Source organism: Acinetobacter sp. ANC_7654 (genome assembly GCF_056779855.1).
The window spans coordinates 38423-60846 of sequence record NZ_JBWYIR010000006.1 but is presented as its reverse complement, the minus strand read 5'-3'; the positions used below and the strand labels follow the sequence as shown (position 1 = coordinate 60846).

20 protein-coding genes and 1 tRNA gene are annotated in these 22424 nt (G+C 39.2%); 10 read left to right on the top strand and 11 right to left on the bottom strand.

Features of this window, described 5'->3' with window-relative positions:
• Positions 1–191 precede the first annotated feature (191 nt).
• A complete protein-coding gene (locus tag AC1M86_RS08205) occupies positions 192–677 on the top strand; it encodes a hypothetical protein (RefSeq protein ID WP_257227585.1) in 486 nt (161 codons plus the stop codon).
• A gap of 137 nt (positions 678–814) precedes the next feature.
• Here the strand turns inward: AC1M86_RS08205 and AC1M86_RS08200 are convergent, their stop codons facing one another.
• A complete protein-coding gene (locus AC1M86_RS08200) occupies positions 815–1714 on the bottom strand; it encodes an NADP-dependent oxidoreductase (RefSeq protein ID WP_481607719.1) in 900 nt (299 codons plus the stop codon).
• 532 nt (positions 1715–2246) lie between these two features.
• Between AC1M86_RS08200 and AC1M86_RS08195 the strand changes: the two genes are divergently transcribed.
• Positions 2247–3182: an STM4504/CBY_0614 family protein gene (locus tag AC1M86_RS08195; RefSeq protein ID WP_481607718.1), complete on the top strand. Its 936-nt coding sequence runs from the start codon at positions 2247–2249 to the stop codon at positions 3180–3182.
• A gap of 48 nt (positions 3183–3230) precedes the next feature.
• On the opposite strand, the gene gatB is transcribed toward AC1M86_RS08195, so the two are convergent.
• Genes gatB through gatC form a run of 3 tightly spaced genes read right to left on the bottom strand, consistent with a single transcriptional unit; the run spans position 3231 to position 6544 of the window.
• Entirely contained in the window at positions 3231–4706 is a 1476-nt protein-coding gene (gatB, locus tag AC1M86_RS08190) for an Asp-tRNA(Asn)/Glu-tRNA(Gln) amidotransferase subunit GatB (RefSeq protein ID WP_481607717.1), read from the bottom strand.
• Complete coding sequence (gene gatA, locus AC1M86_RS08185) at positions 4706–6184, bottom strand: Asp-tRNA(Asn)/Glu-tRNA(Gln) amidotransferase subunit GatA (protein WP_481587257.1); 1479 nt, start codon at positions 6182–6184, stop codon at positions 4706–4708. The genes gatB and gatA overlap by 1 nt, the downstream gene beginning before the upstream one ends.
• Positions 6185–6229: 45 nt before the next feature.
• Complete coding sequence (gene gatC / locus AC1M86_RS08180; RefSeq protein ID WP_035269791.1) at positions 6230–6544, bottom strand: Asp-tRNA(Asn)/Glu-tRNA(Gln) amidotransferase subunit GatC; 315 nt, start codon at positions 6542–6544, stop codon at positions 6230–6232.
• A gap of 133 nt (positions 6545–6677) precedes the next feature.
• Here gatC and AC1M86_RS08175 point away from each other — a divergent pair, with 133 nt between their 5' ends.
• From AC1M86_RS08175 to AC1M86_RS08150, 6 genes are all read left to right on the top strand, one after another.
• Entirely contained in the window at positions 6678–7724 is a 1047-nt protein-coding gene (locus AC1M86_RS08175) for a rod shape-determining protein (RefSeq protein WP_035269793.1), read from the top strand.
• A 30-nt stretch (positions 7725–7754) separates the two neighbouring features.
• The gene (gene mreC / locus AC1M86_RS08170) at positions 7755–8612 is read left to right on the top strand and encodes a rod shape-determining protein MreC (protein WP_035269796.1); all 858 of its coding nucleotides are present in this window, start codon (positions 7755–7757) and stop codon (positions 8610–8612) included.
• Positions 8599–9093 carry a rod shape-determining protein MreD gene (gene mreD / locus AC1M86_RS08165; RefSeq protein ID WP_092766998.1) on the top strand — a complete coding sequence of 165 codons (495 nt, stop codon included), beginning with the start codon at positions 8599–8601 and terminating at the stop codon, positions 9091–9093. Before mreC ends, mreD begins: the two co-directional genes overlap by 14 nt.
• Complete coding sequence (locus AC1M86_RS08160; protein ID WP_481607716.1) at positions 9081–9647, top strand: Maf family nucleotide pyrophosphatase; 567 nt, start codon at positions 9081–9083, stop codon at positions 9645–9647. Before mreD ends, AC1M86_RS08160 begins: the two co-directional genes overlap by 13 nt.
• Positions 9648–9698: 51 nt before the next feature.
• Complete coding sequence (gene rng / locus AC1M86_RS08155; protein ID WP_035269804.1) at positions 9699–11153, top strand: ribonuclease G; 1455 nt, start codon at positions 9699–9701, stop codon at positions 11151–11153.
• 136 nt (positions 11154–11289) lie between these two features.
• Positions 11290–11457, top strand: a complete 168-nt coding sequence (locus AC1M86_RS08150; RefSeq protein ID WP_171076802.1) for a PA1571 family protein — start codon at positions 11290–11292, stop codon at positions 11455–11457.
• Positions 11458–11509: 52 nt separating this feature from the next.
• Here AC1M86_RS08150 and AC1M86_RS08145 read toward each other — a convergent pair whose 3' ends face one another.
• Positions 11510–12964, bottom strand: coding sequence for a WS/DGAT/MGAT family O-acyltransferase (locus tag AC1M86_RS08145; protein ID WP_481607715.1), 1455 nt, complete (start codon positions 12962–12964; stop codon positions 11510–11512).
• 166 nt (positions 12965–13130) lie between these two features.
• Entirely contained in the window at positions 13131–13865 is a 735-nt protein-coding gene (locus tag AC1M86_RS08140; RefSeq protein WP_035269807.1) for a phosphoadenylyl-sulfate reductase, read from the bottom strand.
• Between the two features lie 198 nt (positions 13866–14063).
• Between AC1M86_RS08140 and thrH the strand changes: the two genes are divergently transcribed.
• Positions 14064–14681, top strand: coding sequence for a bifunctional phosphoserine phosphatase/homoserine phosphotransferase ThrH (gene thrH, locus AC1M86_RS08135; RefSeq protein ID WP_035269809.1), 618 nt, complete (start codon positions 14064–14066; stop codon positions 14679–14681).
• A 51-nt stretch (positions 14682–14732) separates the two neighbouring features.
• Here thrH and AC1M86_RS08130 read toward each other — a convergent pair whose 3' ends face one another.
• The 5 genes from AC1M86_RS08130 to AC1M86_RS08110 form a co-directional block, all read right to left on the bottom strand.
• A complete protein-coding gene (locus AC1M86_RS08130) occupies positions 14733–15920 on the bottom strand; it encodes an OmpP1/FadL family transporter (protein WP_481607714.1) in 1188 nt (395 codons plus the stop codon).
• 294 nt (positions 15921–16214) lie between these two features.
• Entirely contained in the window at positions 16215–17522 is a 1308-nt protein-coding gene (locus AC1M86_RS08125; protein WP_481596301.1) for an OmpP1/FadL family transporter, read from the bottom strand.
• A gap of 337 nt (positions 17523–17859) precedes the next feature.
• Positions 17860–19146: an OmpP1/FadL family transporter gene (locus AC1M86_RS08120; RefSeq protein ID WP_179998572.1), complete on the bottom strand. Its 1287-nt coding sequence runs from the start codon at positions 19144–19146 to the stop codon at positions 17860–17862.
• 219 nt (positions 19147–19365) lie between these two features.
• Positions 19366–19441, bottom strand: a tRNA-Arg gene (locus AC1M86_RS08115).
• 69 nt (positions 19442–19510) lie between these two features.
• On the bottom strand, positions 19511–20860 hold the full coding sequence (locus tag AC1M86_RS08110; RefSeq protein WP_092767004.1) for an amino acid permease: 1350 nt from the start codon (positions 20858–20860) through the stop codon (positions 19511–19513).
• Between the two features lie 324 nt (positions 20861–21184).
• Here AC1M86_RS08110 and prpF point away from each other — a divergent pair, with 324 nt between their 5' ends.
• Positions 21185–22372, top strand: coding sequence for a 2-methylaconitate cis-trans isomerase PrpF (prpF, locus tag AC1M86_RS08105; protein WP_092767005.1), 1188 nt, complete (start codon positions 21185–21187; stop codon positions 22370–22372).
• Positions 22373–22424 lie beyond the last annotated feature (52 nt).

Here is a 22424-nt window from a genome sequence, read left to right as displayed (position 1 = left end):
TATTCCTACTGGTTTTGAAGCTTTATTGTCAATATATGATCATTCATGTGTATGATTTAGCAAATTTACTACCTAAATTTTCATGTGCTTACTTGTTTTACAGTGAATCTGTAGGGAAATGCGTTCAGGATGTGATACAACAAAAACATAATGACAACGATGAAAATTGAGTTTAAGTGATGACATTAAAAATGAATAAAACTGCTTTACGTACACTGTGTGCATCGGCTTTGATCATGGGCGTATCGACATTTTCGAATGCGGGACCAGCTGTAGATCAATTGAGTGATTGTTTGGTTAAGTCGACGACCGCTGCTGATAAAACGACAGTACTACAGTGGACATATTCAGCATTATCTACTCATCCTGATTTAAAAGGCTTTAGTAATGTCAGTGCTGAGCAACGTACGGCATTGGATCAAAAGTTAGCGCAAGTCTTGCAACGTGTGATCGTAGAGCAATGTTCAACACAGACTAAAGCGGTGATTCAAGCTGAGGGTATTCAAGCTGTTGGTGAAAGTTTCCAAGCATTGGGTCGTAGTGCAGGCGAAGAAATCATTAAAAATCCTGAAGTGAATAATCAGCTGAAAGGGGTGGTGCGTTATATTGATTTAAATAAATTGGTGACAACATTCCTTACCCCTGATATTTGGAACAAGCTTGGGATCACTCGTTAATCTCTTATTTTAATAAATGGTAATTAAATAAATAAGTTATCGATTGATGAATGTAGGGTGGCGTTACTCAACATCATAATTCAAACTAGAGAAAAGGCAGGATGATATCCTGCCTTTTCACATTGTACGCACAGAAATTATTTGAATAGCAGCACACTTTTACCTTGCGTATGACCCTCTAAAATGTCTCGATAGGCTTGCTGTGCTTCTGTAAAAAGATATTCACGACTAACTGTCCAATTGAAGGTGCTATTTGCAACGCCTTCAACCACGTGTTTTAAATTGGAAACATTACGTTTAACCCATACTGCTTGAATTTTAGCGGATGACAGTTTGCGTCCTGCAATCGTACCCATAAATCCGCCATTTTTCACTGTAGCCAATGAGGCCTGAGTGGCATCTTCGTTGCCTGCCATATCAATTGAAGCATCGAATTGATCAGGGTGGACTTGTTTCAGACGCTCAATCAAACCTTCGCCGTACATGACAGGAATCGCACCTAAACTGCGAATATAGTCTTGATTTTTTGCTGATGCCGTTGCTACGACCGTAATGCCACGACTCACTGCCAATTGGATAGTGATCGAACCCACACCACCTGATCCACCGTGTACCAATAAGCTTTGCATTGGACCAATTTCATCTAAAATGGTCATGGCAGTTTGAGCTGCTCCTGCAATCGAGCCTGCAATCGACCATTCTAGATTTTTCGGTTTTTTAACTAAATTTGCGATAGGCACATCAATCACTGTGGCATGGGTAAATGCTCCACCAGAACCCAGCACTTCGTCACCGACTTTCCATGCACTGTTTTCAGCTACTTCTATGATTACACCTGCAAACTCAGTTCCGAAAGTTTGTGGGAGTTGTGCATGTTTGAACTCACCTGTCATGCGACGTGCATCAATGGGGTTAATCCCTGCGGCTTTGACTTGGATGCGTGCCGTGTCAGGGTTTAATGGTGGGAGTGTGTAGTCTGTAAATTCGAGGACTTCGGGTTGTCCGTAGCTTTGGGCGTTGAGTACTGTTGATTTCATGATTTGTTTCATTCTTCTTGATGATGAAATCAGTATAGAAGAGTGAAAGCAGGCAAATGAAGATCGAAAAATAGAACAGTGTTTTCTTAATTAATTGTTCTTGTGTATTGGGTGATATTATTCATATTTTTTAGAATGAAGTCGAAAATAACGAATCCAAATGATGAAGATAAATTGAATCTTGTAGACCATGATTGAAGTTAAAATATTAAGCTAAAGGTAAGTGAATGTTTAAGTTGATGATTGCACTAGTTGCGGTGCTCCTGATTGCACTTTTTGTGATTCGTTTTTTGTGAAAATTAAGATTAAGACTTTCTTGCTTTTTGTATTCTGTTTGATTTTGCTCTTTTGCATTGGAAATATGGTGAACGACTGTTGCAGTGGTTTCATTTTGATTTTTAGAGTCAATAGTATAAATTTGATAGTGTAAAATAAATTAGAAGGAATTTACTCTAAACTTTAAATCTTAACTATTTGAGAAAATTACTATTTGTTGTAACACTTTAGCCATATAAAGTAATCAGGATTCTAAATGCTAATAGATTTATATTCTAAAAGAAATAAGCAAAAAAATGAAAATGATGTGTATGAATATCAAAAATTTTCTAAGGAATTTCGTACGCAGGTTGTTTATATATTTATGGATCTTTTTGGAAAATCAGGTGCTGTTTCTTCAGTTCTGGGTAATGAAGATATTTATAAAATGATGACCCAGATCTTAAAGCGAGAATTTGGAGTATTTCAGTTGAGTCCTGTTGTGTCTCGAAGTGTTAATAATTCGGGGGATGAATTTATTCAAGGTTTTATGATTGAGAAAGAAGCGGAAAAGGTCTTAGATTATATAGAGTTAGCATTTCGAATGCTAAATAAAATAATTAATATAGGGTTAGATGAAGAAAAAGATAAATATTCAAATTTAGTACAAGAAAAAAATGACGCTATTAATGAATTAAATCAAAGGTTTGATGAACATGCTCTGGGTTATCAATTCGTCGGAGGAAAAATTATTCGAAGAGATAATACATTTACGCATTCTGAAATTGTCAAACCATCATTGGAGCTATTATCTAGAAATGAATTCAAAGGTGCTAATGTTGAGTTTTTAAAAGCACATGAACATTACCGGAATGGAAATAATCATGAAGCTTTAAATGAATGTCTTAAAGCTTTTGAAAGTATAATGCGTATTATTTGTGATAAGCATAAATGGACTGTCAAAAGTACAGCAACAGCTAGTACCTTAATAAAGGTTTGTTTTGAAAATCAATTGATTCCTGCATTTTGGGAAAGTAAATTTACTTCTTTAAAAACTTTATTAGAAAGTGGTGTACCAACTGCTAGAAATAAATTGAGTGGGCATGGCTCAGGTAGTGAAGAAAAAGAAATACCACGATATATTGTCGAATATGCGATAAATATGACTGCTTCGACAATATTATTTTTAGTACAGGCTGAAGAGAGTTTATAGTAAAAAACCCGCTCTAAAGCGGGTTTTTTGTTCCAAAACTAATCAGCCTTAACCAATCAATTTCTTCATCAATTCATTCACTTGTGCAGGGTTGGCTTTACCTTTCGCTGCTTTCATCACTTGACCCACAAGACCGTTAAAGGCTTTCTCTTTACCAGATTTATACTCTTCAACCATCTTCTCGTTGGCAGCAAGCACGTCCTTAATAATTGCTTCAATTGCGCCTGTATCAGTTTCCTGTTTTAAGCCTTTTTCCGCAATAATCTCGTCCGCAGTTTTGCCTTCTTCCCACATAAAGCCGAATACTTGCTTGGCAATCTTACCGTTAATTGTGTTGTCCACAATACGCGCAATCATACCGCCAAGTTTTTCTGCAGATACAGGAGAGTCCGCCAATTCTAAGCCCGCTTTGTTTAAAGCACCTGAGAATTCACCCATCACCCAGTTCGCTGCAATTTTACCTTGTGCAGCACCGCCCGCAGCCTTAACAACTTCTTCATAAAACTCTGACATTTCACGCGTAAGCGTAAGAACGTGCGCATCGTATTCAGTCACACCAAAGTCCGCCACAAAACGCGCACGACGTGCAGCAGGAAGCTCAGGCATCGTCGCTTTAATCGCTTCGATTTGCTCATCTGCAATGATCACAGGCAACAAGTCAGGGTCAGGGAAGTAGCGGTAATCGTTCGCTTCTTCTTTAGAACGCATTGAACGCGTTTCCATCTTCACAGGGTCGAACAAACGTGTTTCTTGGTCGATCGTGCCGTCCCATTCCAAGATTTCCATTTGACGTTCAATTTCAACATTGATCGCTTGTTCAATGAAACGGAATGAGTTGAGGTTTTTAAGCTCACAACGTGTACCAAACGGCTGACCCGGACGACGTAAAGACACGTTACAGTCGGCACGGAAAGAACCTTCCGCCATGTTACCGTCAGAGATGCCTAACCAACGCACAAGGGTGTGAATCGCTTTAATGTAGGCAACAGCTTCTTCAATCGAACGCATATCTGGTTCAGATACAATCTCAAGAAGTGGTGTCCCTGCACGGTTTAAGTCGATACCTGACATGCCTTCAAATTGGTCATGGATCGATTTACCTGCATCTTCCTCAAGGTGCGCACGTGTCACGCCAATGCGTTTAACTGTACCATCTTCAAGTTGGATGTCGATATGACCCAAGCCCACAATCGGGTTGTCCATTTGGCTGATTTGGTAGCCTTTTGGCGAATCAGGGTAGAAGTAGTTTTTACGTGCAAATACAGACGCTTGGTCGATATACGCATCGATACCCAAACCAAAGCGAATCGCAAGATCAACCACTTCTTTATTCAATACAGGCAGTACGCCCGGCATTGCCAAATCAACAAGGCTCGCTTGAGTGTTTGGGTCTTGACCAAATTCAGTTGAAGAACCTGAGAAGATTTTAGATTTAGTCGCAAGTTGAGTGTGAATCTCAATACCAATAACGACTTCCCAACCATCAATCAAATTTGATTTAGGTTTTGCATTGTTCTTCGCCATTATGCATTCTCCTCAGCAATTGCAGCGCGTTTGGTGTGCCAATCAGTTGCTTGTTGGTATTGGTGCACCACAGACAACAATTGAGATTCTGACCAGTAGTTACCAATCAACTGTAAGCCAACAGGTAAATTATTTTGATCAAAACCAACAGGCGCGTTAATCGCAGGAAGACCTGCAAGGTTGACCGCGATGGTATAGATATCGCCCAAGTACATTTCAACTGGAGAAAGGTTTGCACCAATCTTATACGCCGTTGTCGGCGCAGAAGGCGCAGCAATCACGTCAACAGACTCGAATGCTTTTAAGAAATCTTGTTGGATTAAACGACGTACTTTTTGAGCTTTCACATAGTAGGCATCGTAATAACCTGCGGAAAGCGCATAAGTACCAATCAAGATACGGCGTTGAACTTCAGCACCAAAACCTTCAGAACGAGAACGTTTGTACAAGTCCATGATGTCTTTTGGATCTTCACAGCGGTAGCCATAACGTACGCCGTCAAAACGTGACAAGTTAGACGATGCTTCAGCAGGGGCAATCAGGTAATAGGTTGGAACATATGCCTCAGTCATGTTGAGGTCAATTTCAACAAGCGTTGCGCCCATCTCTTCCAATTTTTTTAGAGATTCTTCAACACGTGCTTTAACGTCAGCAGCTAAACCTTCAACATTAAAATACTGTTTTGGAATACCAATGCGTAATCCTTTTACAGACGTGCAGTTCAAGTTTGCAACGTAGTCATCAGCATCTTTTTGTACAGAGGTTGAATCTTTTGCATCATGTCCTGCCATCACGTTCATAAGGTACGCACAGTCTTCTGCTGAACGCGCCATTGGGCCACCTTGGTCAAGTGATGATGCATAGGCAATCATACCGAAACGTGATACACGACCATAGGTTGGTTTTAAGCCTGTAAGGCCACAGAACGATGCAGGTTGACGGATTGAACCACCTGTATCTGTACCAGTCGCAAACGGTGCAAGGTCAGCTGCTACAGCCGCAGCAGAACCACCTGATGACCCGCCTGGGACACGATCTAAAGCCCAAGGGTTCGCCGTTGCACCGAAGTAAGATGATTCTGATGTAGAACCCATGGCAAATTCGTCCATGTTCACTTTACCTAAAGTCACTAGGCCCGCAGCTTTACCTTTCGCTACAACGGTTGCGTCGTACGGAGAGATAAAGTTGTCTAGCATTTTAGAACCAGCCGTGGTTTTAATGCCTTGCGTACAGAAAATATCTTTATGCGCAATAGGCAAACCCGTCAAAGCGGTCGCTGTACCTGCTTTGATCGCTGCATCAGCTGCGTCTGCTTGAGCCAATGCTTGTTCAGCAGTCACAGTTACATAAGATTTGACTTGCGCATCAATTTTTTCAATACGGTTTAAATAATGTTGCGTCAATTCACGTGAAGAGAATTTAGCGGTTGCTAAACCATCGATAAGTTCACGAACCGATAAGCGATGTAAATCTGTCATGAGAAAAATTCTTAACTAAAATTTAAATAGGGCAAAACTGAACAATTATTCAATTACACGTGGAACAAGATACAAACCGTCTTGCACAGCTGGTGCAACGGCTTGATAGTCATCACGATGGTTTTGTTCAGACACAGCGTCTTCACGTAATGGCTGCGGATGGTCAAATGGGCTCTTTAATGGCTCAACACCTTCGGTATCAATGCCTTTCAAGGTTTCCATCATTCCTAAAATTTTATTCAAACTTTGAGCATATTCAGCAGATTGAGTGTCATCCAAAGACAAGCGTGCTAAGTGTGCAATGCTTGAAACGGTTTGTGCATTTAAATCTGCAGATTGCTGAGCATCTGATGCTGACATGCTGTCTCACCTAATCAGTAATAAAAATATTCAAAATATCATGCGTTATAATAAGCGATTGACTTGTCCAAAGCATCACATTTAGTTAAAGTTGCCATCTTACGTCTATATAACGTTGAACTGAGAACGACCCGTGATTCTAAAACGACTAATTGGCTTGTTTTCGCCAGATCTAGCCATAGATTTAGGCACCGCTAATACACTAATTTATGCGCCAGGACGGGGCATTATATTAAATGAACCGACTGTTGTGGCAATTCGTCACAGTGGTTCACAAAAAATAGTTGCCGCTGTTGGCTTGGATGCTAAGCAAATGCTTGGTCGTACCCCTGCGAATATTTCTGCAATTCGTCCAATGAAAGATGGCGTGATTGCGGATTTCGAAGTCACTGAGACCATGTTAAACCAATTTATTGGTAAAGTGCATGAAAAGCGTCTTTTCCCACCAGCGCCGCGTGTTGTGGTGTGTGTGCCATGTAAATCAACTTTGGTTGAGCGTCGTGCGATTCGTGAGGCTGTATTCAATGCAGGTGCACGTGATGTTCGTTTAATCGAAGAACCAATGGCAGCAGCGATTGGTGCAGGCATGCCAGTTGAGCAAGCGTGTGGTTCGATGGTCGTAGACGTGGGTGGTGGTACAACTGAAATTGCAATCATTTCATTGCAAGGTTGTGTCTATGCAGACTCATTACGCATTGGTGGTGATGTATTTGACGAACAAATTATTCATTATGTTCGTAAAGCACACGGTTGCGTCATTGGTGAAACAACGGCTGAAACCATTAAGAAAGAAGTGGGTATGGCGCTTCCGGATGAAGATGGCAAAGTGCTAGAAATCGAAGTTCGTGGTCGTAACTTGGCGGAAGGTGTTCCGCGCGCAATTACGGTGACTTCTGATGAAATTACTCAAGCAATCACTGATCCATTGCAAAGCATTGTCTCTGCAGTGAAATCTGCGCTTGAACAAACACCTCCTGAGTTGTCATCAGATATCGCGGAGCGCGGTATTGTATTGACTGGTGGTGGTGCGTTATTACGTAACTTAGACAAGTTATTGTCACAAGAAACAGGTTTGCCAGTAGTAGTTGCTGAAGATCCACTTTCTTGCGTAACACGTGGTGGTGGTAAAGTCTTAGAACTCTTTGACAACCCGAACCATGACATGCTGTTTGTTGGTTAATTTTCTGTAATTTAATTTAAGGACGAGGCGGTGCAACCGAATCTGTTTTCAAGACAACCGCCATCTTTTCGCTCTTTCATCATTGCAGTCATCGTGTGTTTGTTCGTGTTAATGTTTAATTGGCGTGCTCCACACTTGATTCAACCAGCAAGAGATGTCTTGTACGCGGCATACAATCCCATTTATGCCATTGCAAGTTATCCCGTTTTATCGAAAGAATGGCTCAGTCAACAAACCAAGTCTGAAGCGCAATTGCGTCGTGAGAATACTGCGATGCAGGCAGAGCTGCTTCAGGCTCAGGTTCGCCTTCAAAAACTCTCAGAACTCTCCGCTGAAAATACGCGCTTACGTGGATTATTGGATACGCCTTTGATCATTGACGGTCGTATGGAAATCTCTGAGGTGATCGGCACAGATGCTGATCCATTACGTCATATCATTATCATTAACCGCGGTGCTGCGAGCCAACTGCGTGTCGGGCAAACGGTGTTGGATGATAACGGTATCATGGGGCAGATCATCAATGTTTATCCGCACAGTAGCCGTGTCATGTTATTGTCTGATAAAGAACACTCCCTATCAGTACGTCTTGAAAACTCTGGCATGCGTGCCATTGTGTCAGGCACTGGTGATTTAGGTCGTCTGAAAATGGAATATGTACCGACCAGCGCTAACGTCAAAGTCGGGGACAAGGTGTATAGTTCAGGTTTAGGACAACATTTTCCTGCGGGTTATTTGGTCGGAACAGTGTCCAAAGTTAAGCGTGAAAATACCGGTGAGTTTGCGCAGATAGACGTGAAACCTGCAGCTCAGTTGGCAGGTGGACACCATGTAGTGGTACTGTTCTCAGACTCATTAGCCATGGAGCAACCTCATGCTCAGCGCTAAAAAAATATCATCAGTTAAAACACGTGATCCTCTATGGATCATCGTGCTTTCAATCATTATTGGTTCGGTGTTGGTGGTGTATCCTCTGTCTTATACATTAGCAGGATGGCGACCGCTGATCATGTTGATGATTACGGTGTATTGGATCTTGCTTCAACCGACATGGTGTGGCGTTTGGTTTGCTTTTGCAGTCGGATTATTTACCGATTTACTGCTTGATGCACCCCTTGGATTACATGCCTTAAGCTTCGTTTTACTAACATTTACCATCCGTTGGTTTGTGCGTGAACGCCGTTTAATGACGTTTGGAAATACTTGGGCAATCGCTAGTGTTGCTATATTGGCACATCTGATTTATGTCCTGTTTGCACAAATTATTTCCGATATGCAATTTTCGATTACTCGTCATTGGCAGCCACTAATGAGCAGTATTTTAACTTGGCCCATCTTGTATTATTTGCTTAGAAAATGGCGAATTTAATCCTGGCGTCGAGCTCGCCTCGGCGTAAAGAACTGCTTGCACAGCTTGGACTTAAATTTGATATTTTTAGTCCAGAAATCGATGAGTCTGTACATGATGGTGAGCAAGCACATGATTATGTTCGACGTTTGGCAGAACAAAAAGCTCAGGTTGTTTTAGCACAATTTCCAGATGCGGTGGTCATTGCCGCAGATACAAGCCTCAATTTAGATGGGCAAATTATTGGCAAACCTGACTCGAAGCAACATGCGTTTGAAATTTGGCAATCCTTGTCAGGGCGTCAGCATGAAGTTCTCAGTGGCCTTTGTGTGGCTTCACAACATAAAACAATAAGTACGGTAGTGAGCACAAAGGTTGATTTTCAATCACTCAGTCATCATGATATGGAAGAATATTGGTCAACTGGGGAACCTGTAGGAAAAGCAGGGGCTTACGCAATACAAGGAATCGCCGCAAAGTTCGTTCCTCGTATTGAAGGTAGCTACACCAATGTGGTGGGTTTGCCTTTACATGAAACATCACAGTTACTGAATCAAATATTGAAAAATGGTTAAGGCACTAAATTAACCTTTTAAAAAATTTTTATAATGTTTTGAGTGTTTTTTATGTCTGACGAGTTGTTGATTAACGTCACCCCAATGGAGTGTCGGGTGGCGTTAGTTGAAAATGGGACGGTCAACGAACTATTTGTTGAACGCAACGCTAAACGTGGTTTAGTCGGGAATATTTATAAAGCCAAAGTTGTACGTGTATTGCCTGGTATGCAAGCGGCATTTGTAGACATTGGCTTATCTCGTACTGCTTTTTTACATATCAATGACATGATTTGGCCTCGTAATCAACCGACGCCAAATGTATTTGATCTTCTGCAACCGGGTCAGATTCTGACAGTGCAGGTGATGAAAGATATGTTAGGCACAAAAGGTGCGCGTCTAAGTACTGATCTTTCCATTCCTTCTCGCTATTTGGTGATGATGCCTTATGGACATCATACTGGCGTGTCTCAGCGAATCGAATCAGAAGAAGAGCGTGATCGTTTACGTTCGATCATTGAGCGTATTCAAGCTGAACATAAGTTACCCGGTTCTGTCATTGTACGAACTGCAGCAGAGGGGATCGAAGAAGCCGCTATTGCGCAAGATATGGCGTATTTGGCAAAACTTTGGGAATTTATTCAGCGTAAACAAAAAAGTGTCGTGGTGCCATCACTTATCTTTGAAGAGCTACCACTTCCTCAACGTATCATCCGTGATCTGGCAAATGAAGATACGGTAAAAATTCAAGTCGATTCAAGAGAAGTGTTTGGCAAGCTACAAGAGTTCGTGGCTGAGTTTGTACCAAATATGGTTGATCGTCTGAAACATTATCCTGGTGAGTGTCCGATATTCGACTTATACAATGTTGAAACAGATATTCAAAAAGCACTGCAAACACGTGTTGCTTTAAAGTCTGGTGGTTATCTCATGATTGATCAGACAGAAGCCATGACCACTATTGACGTCAATACAGGCTCATATGTAGGTGGACGCTCTCTTGAGGACACCGTCTTTAAGACCAACATGGAAGCGACACAAGTCATTGTGCGTCAACTCAGACTGCGCAACTTAGGTGGAATTATCATTATTGACTTTATTGATATGCAAGAGGCCTCACACCGTGATGAAGTGCTTAAGCAATTTGAAAAAGTCTTAGAACGTGACCATGCAAAAACTAAAATCACCCAAGTGTCTGAGCTTGGCTTAGTAGAAATGACGCGTAAACGGACGCGTGAATCACTTGAACATTTGTTATGTGAGTCTTGTCCAACGTGTCAGGGACGTGGTTATGTGAAAAGTGCCGAGACTGTTTGTTACGAAATCTTTCGAGAGATATTAAGATATGCTCGAGATTTTGAGTCTCAGACTGACTTTACTGTCGTTGCGCATCCATCGGTTGTGGATCGATTATTAACCGTAGAAGCTGCCGCCGTCTCTGATTTAGAGCATTTTGTGAAACGTGTCATTAAGTTCCAAGTCGAAAATTTATACACGCAAGAGCAATACGATATCATTTTGAATTGAAATTGTAACAGAATATCGTTAAACACTTGTTACAACTGAGATTTTACATTCGATCTCGATTTCTCAATACTTAAGAAATCAAATCGAATAGCCAAAGACAGCGATGTTGTCTTAGCAAAGTGAGGTCAAAGTGGGTATGAATTTAACGGAACAATTAGCGGGTAGCCATCGTCAAATTGTGGATTCAAACAAAAGCGCTTGCTTGATGCTCAACGATCAAGGTCAAGAAGTTCGAGTTACACAAGCGATGGTCGTTTCTCTCTGTCAGCAATTAATCAAGCAGTGTCGTAATATTAAAAATTAAGGGGCCTTTTTAAAGCCCCTTAATTTTTTTGTAAATATCGAAATATACAGCCTTAAGCTGGTTTTTCATTTGCAATTTCTATATCCGCTACGACTTGTTGCTTTGCTGTACTACGCTTAGTAGCCTTTTTTATAATCTGCGGTTTTTCATCTTCAGGTAGACCCACAATTTTTTCAAATCGTTGAATCTCATCTTCTAAATGGGTCAATAAATTTTGCATCTTAGGCAAAGCATTTCGACATGCGGTTAAACCGACTTCTAATTTATCCATATAACTGGTCATTGTAATATTCAATGCTTGACCATCAAGTACGATAGAAGCAGGGTAGAGTGCGTCCAAACGTGCACCATTCCAATATAGCGGCTCTTTAGGCCCTGGAACATTAGAAATAACGAGGTTAAAGGCCTGACGTTTAGGTGCTAAACCAGAGATGATATTTAAACCTGCAGGACCATATACGAAGGCACTATAGTTGAGAATCTGATCTGAAGTCATGCGTTTGAATTTTTGTTTCGCATTCATTACGCTACGACGAATAAGATCGAGTCGTTCTAATGGATCGGCTTTATGTGTCGCTAAGTTCGCCAGAATCATCGTAATACGATTTGACATGTCTGAATCATCCGTACGAACGGAGACAGGAACCATAGCGATTAATGGTTTTTCTGGTAAAGCACTTTGACTGATTAAATATTCACGTAAAGCACCGGAACAAATCGCAAGCACAATATCGTTAATGGTCACACCCAGTGATTTTGAAATATGGTTGAGACGCTTAAACTCATATGACTGAGCAGCGAAACGACGTGATGAGCTGACTTTTTGATTCAGAATACTACTTGGGGCTTGAAAACTAGATACATAGTCCGGATTACGTCCCATATCTTTAAAGACAGTTTCAGACAGCACTTTGAATACACCCGGTGTAGACTGCACTTGACCTTTCAAATTAGACAAGATTTGTTTTGCACGGCTTACTTTAGGTGTTTTAAGTCGCTTAGCACGCGGACCTTCAACACACCATGGCGGAACGATACTTCTTGCATTTGGATCATGAGAGAGTGATTTTTCAATTAAACGCATGCCTGCAATACCATCGACCATCCCATGATGTATTTTGAAATACATGGCGAAACGATTGCCTTCAATGCCTTCAATGATATGACACATCCATAATGGCTTAGCTCGATCAATTAATGAACTGTGCTCTTGGGAAATGTAGGTGAGTAGCTCACGAATACGACCAGGATGTGGTAGAGCAATATGTCTGAAGTGATGATCAAGATCGAATTCAGTGTCTGTGTCCCAAAACAGTCCGTTTAATTTATTATTAAACGGTGGAATTGGAATAGATTTTGAGTTGCGAATATCTGCCACTAAATCTTGAATAAAGGTTGGTGGCGCATCTTCTGGAATTTCAAATAAAAATAATCCGCCAACATGCATGGGCTGTTGTCTTTTTTCCAAAGATAAGAAAATAAAATCAAGCGGGTGTAATGGACGCATAGTCTAGGTTTGCCTCACTGCAAATTTCTAAAATTGTTTTTTAGAATTATCAATCCAAGAGATCAGTATAGACGTATTTGTTGGAGGGGGCATAAATTTTTTTAATGAATGGTCAGTACAAAAAAGCCACTTTAAATCAGTGGCTTAAAACTTTGTGAGACAGTTTTTACTTTTTTAAATTACCTGAATGTAAACCACATTCTTTATGCGTTGCTTCTTCCCACCACCAACGACCTTCACGCTCGTGCTGATTTGGAAGTACTGGACGCGTGCATGGTTCACATCCAATTGAAATAAAACCTTTTTCATGCAATGGATTATATGGAATTTCCATCATGCGAATATAATTCCAAACGTCAGCACTCGTCCAATTCGCCAAAGGGTTGTATTTAATGAGTTGTTTACCTTCACCTGAAAAACCTAGATCAGCTTGAATCACTGGAATTTCAGTACGTGTACCCGGACTTTGATCTTTACGTTGACCCGTGATCCAACCATCAAGTGTTGCTAACTTTTTACGAAGAGGTTGAACCTTACGGATACCACAACACTCTTTATGATCATCTTGATAAAAGCTAAACAGTCCTTTTTCGTTGACCAGATTCTGAACAGCTTCAGCTTCTGGGAAACATATTTCAATGTTGATATTATAGTGCTTACGAACAGTCTCAATAAATTGATAAGTTTCTGAATGCAAGCGACCTGTATCAAGACTAAACACGCGAAAAGGTTTACCTAAATTTGCAGCCATATCAATCAATACAACATCTTCAGCACCTGAAAATGAAATGGCAATTTCACCTGTTTGATTTAAAGCTAAGGCTATAATTTCCGAAGGGGATTTATCTTCATACTCTGATGCAAGTGCATCAATTAAATCTATGCTTGGAATGGTAGTCATGAGAATCCTGGCGATATAGGCTTGGAAACAACAAGTCCTATATTAAAATATTTGATGTATATTTTAGTTGAATTAAGAGATTTATCTTATGAAATAAAAATAAATACTTATGAATAAAATAGATTTAAAAAATTACATCGATATTCAACAATCTTCGGCTATGATATTGCAAATTTTATTAATGCTGAGGGCAGTATCATGGAAATCGTTTGTCTAGATCTTGAAGGCGTTTTGGTTCCTGAAATTTGGATTAATTTTGCAAAAAAAACAGGAATTAAAGAGCTTGAAGCAACAACTCGAGATATTCCAGACTACGATGTGCTCATGACTCAGCGTTTAAATATTCTTAAACAACATGGTTTAGGTTTAAATGACATTCAAGCTGTTATTGCAGATATGGGACCGTTTGAAGGCGCTAAGGAGTTTGTCGAGTGGGTACGTACTCATTTCCAACTCATCATTTTATCTGACACATTCTATGAATTTGCTCATCCATTGATGAAGCAGTTAGGTTGGCCTACGATTTTCTGTCACAAATTAGAAACTGACGAAAATGGTATGATTACAAATTATAAACTACGTCAACCTGATCAAAAACGTAAAGCAGTGCAAGCTTTACACGGTTTAAATTTCCGTGTAATTGCTGCAGGCGACTCGTATAACGATACCACGATGCTCGGTGAAGCAGATCAAGGTTTCTTATTTGATGCGCCAGATAATGTAATTGCAGAATTCCCACAATTTCCTGCGATTAATGGTTATGCTGCATTGAAAGAAGCGATTCGCAACGCTTCTGTTCGTGATATTCCAGCTTAAATTATTACTTTGAAAAAAGGACGCTTTAGCGTCCTTTTCTTATAACAATTGTTAGAATCGATACCCGATTTTCATGCCATAACCTAATGCATAATTGTTGCTGAATTCTCCAACATTTATGCCACCCGTTTGTGCAGTTGCATCGCCTAACCAGAAATATTTAACACCAGCTTGAATAAAGCTTTGCTGTGATGGGTTGAATTGACCACCTAAGCCTACACTCCAATAACCTTCAGTTGGACCTAAAGTGGTTACAGGGTTTCCAGCTCCAGAGTCATAGCCTACAGTTGTGGTTGCTGCCCATTGATCATTAAATTTATGTGCAACACCTAAGGTTGCAGAGTACTGATCATCGGAATACGAAATGAGGTCCTGTCCAACTAATCCAAGTAATTTAGGTGTAACCGTAAATTGATCCCAATGAACCCAACGCAGGTTAGCAAACGCCAAAGTGTTTGTTGCAATTCCAGACTGTAAATCAATATTTACAGATTGTGGAGTAACTGCTTCAGTTACTGCAGCGATCTTATCTAATCTATTAAACTCAGGCTTTTTTAATGCATCGGCGTAAAGTGGAAGGAGCGAGGTTTCATTCGACTGAGCTTTGTGTTTAATCTCAGAGCGATAAGTGATAGATGCTTTTAATGCAATTTTTGGAATTTGGTATGCAGTACCTGCAATCCAGCCATAAGCTTCTTTTTGGTCTACATGGATGTTATAGCCATTTAAGACTTGGTATGCACTACCTTTTAAATTGATATCAGCTTCAACTGTTTGCCATACTGGACCAGCATAAAAATTCCAATTTTCAGTGGGTTGATAGCCAATGAGTGCAGTTAAATTTTGTGTCTTAACTTCAACTGATGTACCACTTAAACTATTGCCAAATGATTGATTTTTAGCATCGTATAATGCATCTGCACCAAAAGGCTGATCGTAAATTAATCCTAAAGAAACTTGGTCAGTAATCTGTAGTTTAAGAGCAGTGTTTACAAAATAATAATCACTGCCCATATCGATAATTTTTTCGCCTGTTAAATCCTGACCAGTGATTTTATTAATCACTGTGGAAGAACCTTTAACGGTAGGATCTAAAACAGAAATGCCAGCTTCTGCATAATTACCTGATTGGAGAAATGCTGAAATCGACTGACCTGAACGATCTAATCCTGCGGCGTAAATTGAAGTTAATGGGAGTGTAGATAATAAGACTGAGTATGAAAGTACTTTAAATTTCATGATGTTCATCCATGAATGCCATATGGCGAAAAAATTGCATGAAAAATAACATAAATAAAAAAAGAGTAAATACTCGGAAATGATTGAAATATAATCAAATTTATATTGCTTCATTATCAAGTTATGAGATTAAATAATTATGTCCATGTTTTTAAAAAGTATTATTGAGCAAAAAAGGAATTGTAGTTTGTGTCGTTTTTTTATTTTAAATGATGATATAACAAACAATTAATTTATACTTGTATAAAAATAAAAAAAGACCACAATCATGTGGTCTTTTTTATTGACGAATGATTAGAATTTATAGCCGATTTTAAGACCGTAAGCTAAAGCGTCATTGTCTTTAAATTCTGCAACGTATTCATTCCCACCAGCTTGAGCCCCAGTTTGAGCCTTAGCATCACCTAACCAGAAGTATTTAACACCACCTGCGATAAACGTAGCGGGGGTAGGGCTATATTGAAGACCTAAGCCCACATTCCAATAACCTTCGGTAGGACCAAGTGTTGATACAGGATTTCCGGCACCAGAATCCCAGCCAACTGAGACATTACCTGCCCATTGTTCACTTAATTTTCTGCCAACACCTACGGTTGCAGAAATTTGGTCATCAGCATATTCAACTAAGTTAAAACCGTTAGGACGGTTTACTAGACCACCTACAGCTTGTGAAGCTACACCAAATTTGTAGGGTTGAATTGAGAAACTAGACCAATCAACCCAACGTAAATTTGCAAATGCAACAGTGTTTTCCATAATGCCTGATTGAAAATCAATGTTAACAGACTGAGGAGTAGTAATTTTTGTACTTCCTTCAGCATTATTTGCCGCAGCGAAGCCTGTTAAAGCTGGTAAAAGAGGAGCGGGTACTGCACCTGAACCAGCTAATAAGGGTGCAGCAGCTGCTAAAGCAATATTTTCGTCAGCTTTAAATTTATGATCGATTTCAGAGCGATAAGTGATTGAGGCTTTTAATGCAATCTCTGGAATTTGATATGCTGCACCAGCTAACCAACCCCATGCATAATCTTCACTAATATTTGCATCATAGCCATTAAATACACTATAAGCTTGACCGCGAAGACTTACATTACCCTTGATTGATTGGTATGCAGGACCAGCATATAAATTAATATTCTCATTTGGCTGAAAACCAAAAATCATAGATAAGTTTTGTGTATCTACTTCTACAGATGTACTTCCTGTTGGGGCAGAAGCACCTAACAAACCTGTTTGTAATGGTAGACCAGTAAGAATAGTATCAGTTGGTGCTGCAACAAAATTGTTTTCCCCATGATAGGTTGCATCAGCTCCAAATGGTTGATCGTAGATTAAGCCAAATGAAAAATTGTCATTTAATTGCAATTTTAAAGCAGCTGAAGGGAAATAATAATCGCCAGCCATATCATCAATATTTCTTTCTAATCCAACAGTTTCTTTACCTGATACTGATGGATCTAAAATTGAGATACCTGCTTCAAAGTAATTTCCTGGTTGAAGGAATGATGAAATAGATTGTCCAGAACGATCTAAAGCAGCAGCAAAAGAACCTGATGATGCTAAACCAAATAATACAGCAGCTGATAATTTTGTTAATTTCACTTGAATTTTCCCTGATCTTCTTCAATGAATTATTTTGTATTTTCCAATTGAATTGAGGATTAGTTATCTTAAACTGATCCTAAATCATATATTCACAAAATAACACATTAAGAATCAGAGTAAATACTCTAAGGAAATAAATTTATAATTGAATTTTAATTCTGATAAAAATAATAGGAATTTTATTTTTATATAAATTATTGAATTTATGAATTATTTAATTTTGAGTCATACTATCTTATCGTTAATTTATAAATGAACTATACAGTCAGTCAACGGTATTCATGATTAAATAAAAAAAGAGCACTAAAGTGCTCTTTTGAAAAATAAATGGCATTTAGAAACGATAACCCATTTTTAAACCATATGCCCAAGCATTGTTATCTTCAAAATTACCGACATATTTGCCAACAGAACGAGCTTCAGCATCTCCTAACCAAAAATATTTGACGCCTCCACCGATAAAAGTTGCTGGAGTAGGGCTAAACTGTGCACTTAATCCGACATTCCAATAACCTTCAGTTGGACCAAGTGCAGTTACAGGATTACCAGCACCTGAATCCCAACCGGCAGAAATAGCACCACCCCATTTTTCATTAATTTTTCGCCCAACACCAACTGTGGCAGACCATTGGTCTTTATCATAATCGATAATATTTTGTCGTTGGCCTGATAATAATTGGGTAATACTTCCAAATTTATCAATATCTATACCATAGCCACCCCATTCGACCCATCGTACATTTGCAAAAGCAACTGTATTGGCCATAATGCCAGTTTGGAAATCTAAATTAACGGATTGAGGTGTGGAGATTTTAGTTTTTTCTGAATCAGAATTAAGTAACTTGTTTCGTAAACTATTTGCTGCTAATGCTTGAGCTTTATCTTCTGCAGAAATAGGCAGAGAACTTACCACTTGCTCAAATGTAAGTGTCCCGTTTGCTAATGCCACAAGTCCATCAATTGTTGCAACTTGATTGTTAATTACACCAACGACTAAATTTGAATTTTCAGTAGTGTCAAGCTCATGATCAATTTCAGATCTATAAGTCAAAGACACTTTTAATGCAATTTCTGGTATTTGAAAAGCTGCTCCTGCTAACCAACCGTAGCCTTCATCACGTTTAAAAGTTGAATTATAACCAATACTAGACAGTGTTAAGTTGCCTCTCACATCTTGATATACACCGCCTGCATAAAAGTTCCATTGTTCATTAGGTTGAAAGCCGAAAAGAGCAGTAATATTATTTGAATTAACTTTTACATTAGTGCCTGCAAGTGGCCGATTACCTAAGGCTCCATCATCAGGAATCATACCATCTGTATAAGTTGCAGATGCCCCAAATGGCTGATCATATAGAATACCGAAAGAGAAATTTTCGTTAAGTTGTAATTTCAAAGCTGCGCTTGGAAAATAATAATCATCACCCATATCACTAATTGGACCCAATTGATTTTTTCCAGATACATCAGGGTCAATAATGGAGATACCTGCTTCAAAGTAGTTATTTGGTTGTAAAAATGCTCCTATCGATTGACCTGAGCGATCCATAGCGGCTGCATAAGCCCCAGAAATCGGTAATAAAGCAAATAATACAGATGCACTGATGGTTTTTAATTTCATGTTATCTATCCTTAGATAATTTGAATTTTTAATTTAATAGAATTTTTTTAGTTATTTCCTTAAGAGCTGATAAATAAACGATTTATGCTTAAATGTTTATTTTTTGCTCTACAAACAACATATCATAAAGGTAATGAGATGCAACAAAAATTTGACTGAAATGACATTATTTTTTTTATTTTGGGTCAATTTGTTGATAAGTGTATTAATCTAAGAAAATGGTGCGCCCTGCGGGACTCGAACCCACGCCGGTCACTTAGGAGGCAACTGCTCTATCCAGTTAAGCTAAGGACGCATACTAATCTGATCAAAAAATTTTTGAAAAAAAGTTATTGCTTAGCAATAACTTTTTTAATGCGTCTTACTATTTTCGGTAAAGTAATTTAAATAATACCAACATCAGGATAATCCAGATCGGAATCATGATCACAGCACCGCTTAAGCCCTGAGTCCACATGATGTAAAGCACGACAATAATAAACCCAAGAACCAAATAGTTACTGGCTGGTGACCATAGAGCAGGAAATTTTGAAGTGGTATTTGATAGTTTCATCGCTTGTTTAAATTTCAAGTGAGTCAACGCAATCATCGCCCAGTTAAGTACTAGAGCACCAACAACAATATAAATTAAATTACTTAAAGCATCTTCAGGTGCAAAATAGTTTAATAAAACACATCCGAAAATTAACACCGCTGACAACAATACCGCTGGAACAGGTACACCTTGTTTATTGGTTTTTTCAAAAATTTTAGGGGCATTACCTTGTTTTGCTAAACCAAAAAGCATACGGCTATTCGCGTACATTCCACTGTTATATACCGATAGCGCAGCAGTCAAAATAATAAAGTTGAGCAGGTGAGCAGCCCAATCAATACCCAGTTGACTGAAGATCATTACGAATGGGCTTTTATCTAGACCACCAAGTTGCAGTTGATTCCATGGAACTAAAGAAAGAAGAATTGTAAGCGACCCAACATAGAAAATCAGAATACGGAAAACAACTTGATTAATTGCTTTAGGAATCGTTTTCTCTGGATTTTCAGCCTCAGCTGCCGCCATACCAATCAGTTCAATACCACCAAAGGCGAACATCAGGAATGCCAACATGAAGAATAAACCTTCGAATCCATGAGGGAAGAAACCACCGTGAGTCCAAAGATTACTGAATGATGCAGTAGAGTCAGATCCTGCTGTAAACAACAAGAATAAACCGAAGATAATCATCGACACGACAGCTGCTACTTTAATAATAGACAGCCAAAACTCTGATTCTCCATAAAATTTAACATTACAGAGGTTAACTAAGGTAATGATAATAAAGAAGAAAAGAACTGATGACCAAGCAGGAATGTGAGGCCACCAATAGTTAATATATTTTGCAACAGCTGTTAATTCGGTCATCGCGACCAAAATATAAAGAATCCAATAGTTCCAACCTGCTAGGAATCCAGGAAACTTACCCCAATATTTATTTGCAAAATGACTAAATGATCCTGCAACAGGTTCATGAACAATCATTTCACCTAATTGGCGCATAATTAAAAAAGCGATTAAACCACCAATTGCATAACCCAAAATAATAGATGGGCCGGCAGATTGGATCACGTGTGCGGAACCTAAAAATAAGCCTGTACCAATTGCACCACCCATAGCGATTAATTGGATATGACGATTCTTTAAGCCACGCTGAAGTTGTGAAGACTTGTTATTCAAAGTATTCAGCCCGACGATTGAAATAAGTTACAAGATTGTAATAGATCAAATTGCATTAGCCTAGTACGTCAGCGTTCATGAATGTTTTTTATGATTTAAATAAAATAAAATTATTATAGAAAAATGATTTAATTATTTTTTAATCAATCATTTAATTTTATTAGAGTTTATTTTTGTTAGAGTGAATTAAATTTAATCTATCGTAATTGATGGAAATTCATACCATAGTGTTAAGTGCTCATGTCCACATAAAAAATCATTTATACTGTGTTGAACTAAAAATCACGATTGATAACAAATATTAAAAAAGAGAAGGAATGAGCTATGAGTTCAACACCACAAATTAAAATTCCAGCCACTTATATGCGTGGAGGAACGAGTAAAGGTGTTTTCTTTAACTTAAATGATTTACCCAAAGAAGCTCAAGTTCCAGGTAAAGCAAGAGATCAAATCTTATTACGTGTGATAGGAAGCCCTGATCCTTATGGCAAACAAATTGATGGAATGGGTGGTGCTTCATCTAGTACCAGTAAGACAGTCATTCTCTCTAAAAGCGCTCAATCTGATCATGATGTAGATTATCTTTTTGGACAGGTTGCAATTGATCGACCATTCGTCGATTGGAGTGGTAATTGTGGCAATCTTACGGCTGCTGTAGGCTCATTTGCGATTTCAAATGGTCTCGTGAGTGCAGAAAAGATCCCAGAGAATGGAATTTGTACGGTAAAGATTTGGCAGGTCAATATTCAGAAAACGATTATTGCGCATGTCCCAATCACAAATGGTCAGGTTCAGGAAACAGGTGATTTCGAGCTTGATGGGGTAACATTTCCAGCTGCAGAGGTGCAAATAGAATTTTTAGATCCCGCAGATGATGGAGAGGATGGGGCTGCCATGTTTCCCACAGGAAATGTGGTTGATGAGCTGGAAGTCCCAGATATTGGTCGCTTTCAGGTGACGCTGATTAATGCGGGTATTCCAACTATTTTTATGTGTGCTTCAGACTTAGGGTATGAAGGAACTGAACTTCAGGATCATATCAATAATGATGTCGAGGCCTTGGTCAAGTTTGAAAAAATTCGTGCTTATGGTGCTGTAAAGATGGGTATTATTCAGCATATTGATGAAGCGGTTCAACGTCAGCATACACCTAAAATTGCATTTGTATCTGCGCCTAAAAATTACATCTCATCTAGCGGAAAAGCAGTACACGCTGATGAGATCGACTTGACGGTTCGTGCTTTATCTATGGGTAAACTACACCATGCCATGATGGGAACCGCAGCTGTAGCGATTGGAACCGCCGCTGCAATTCCTGGAACATTAGTCAATTTAGCCTCAGGTGGTGGTGAAAAAAAATCAGTCAGATTTGGGCATCCTTCTGGAACACTCAGAGTGGGCGCTGAAGCGGAGAAAATTAATGACCAATGGACTGTAAAAAAGGCCATTATGAGTCGCAGTGCTCGAGTACTCATGGAAGGATGGGTGCGAATTCCTGGCGATACGTTTTAAGATAAAAAAACCACTTTCGAGTGGTTTTTTTACGCGCTTAAAATATGTGATA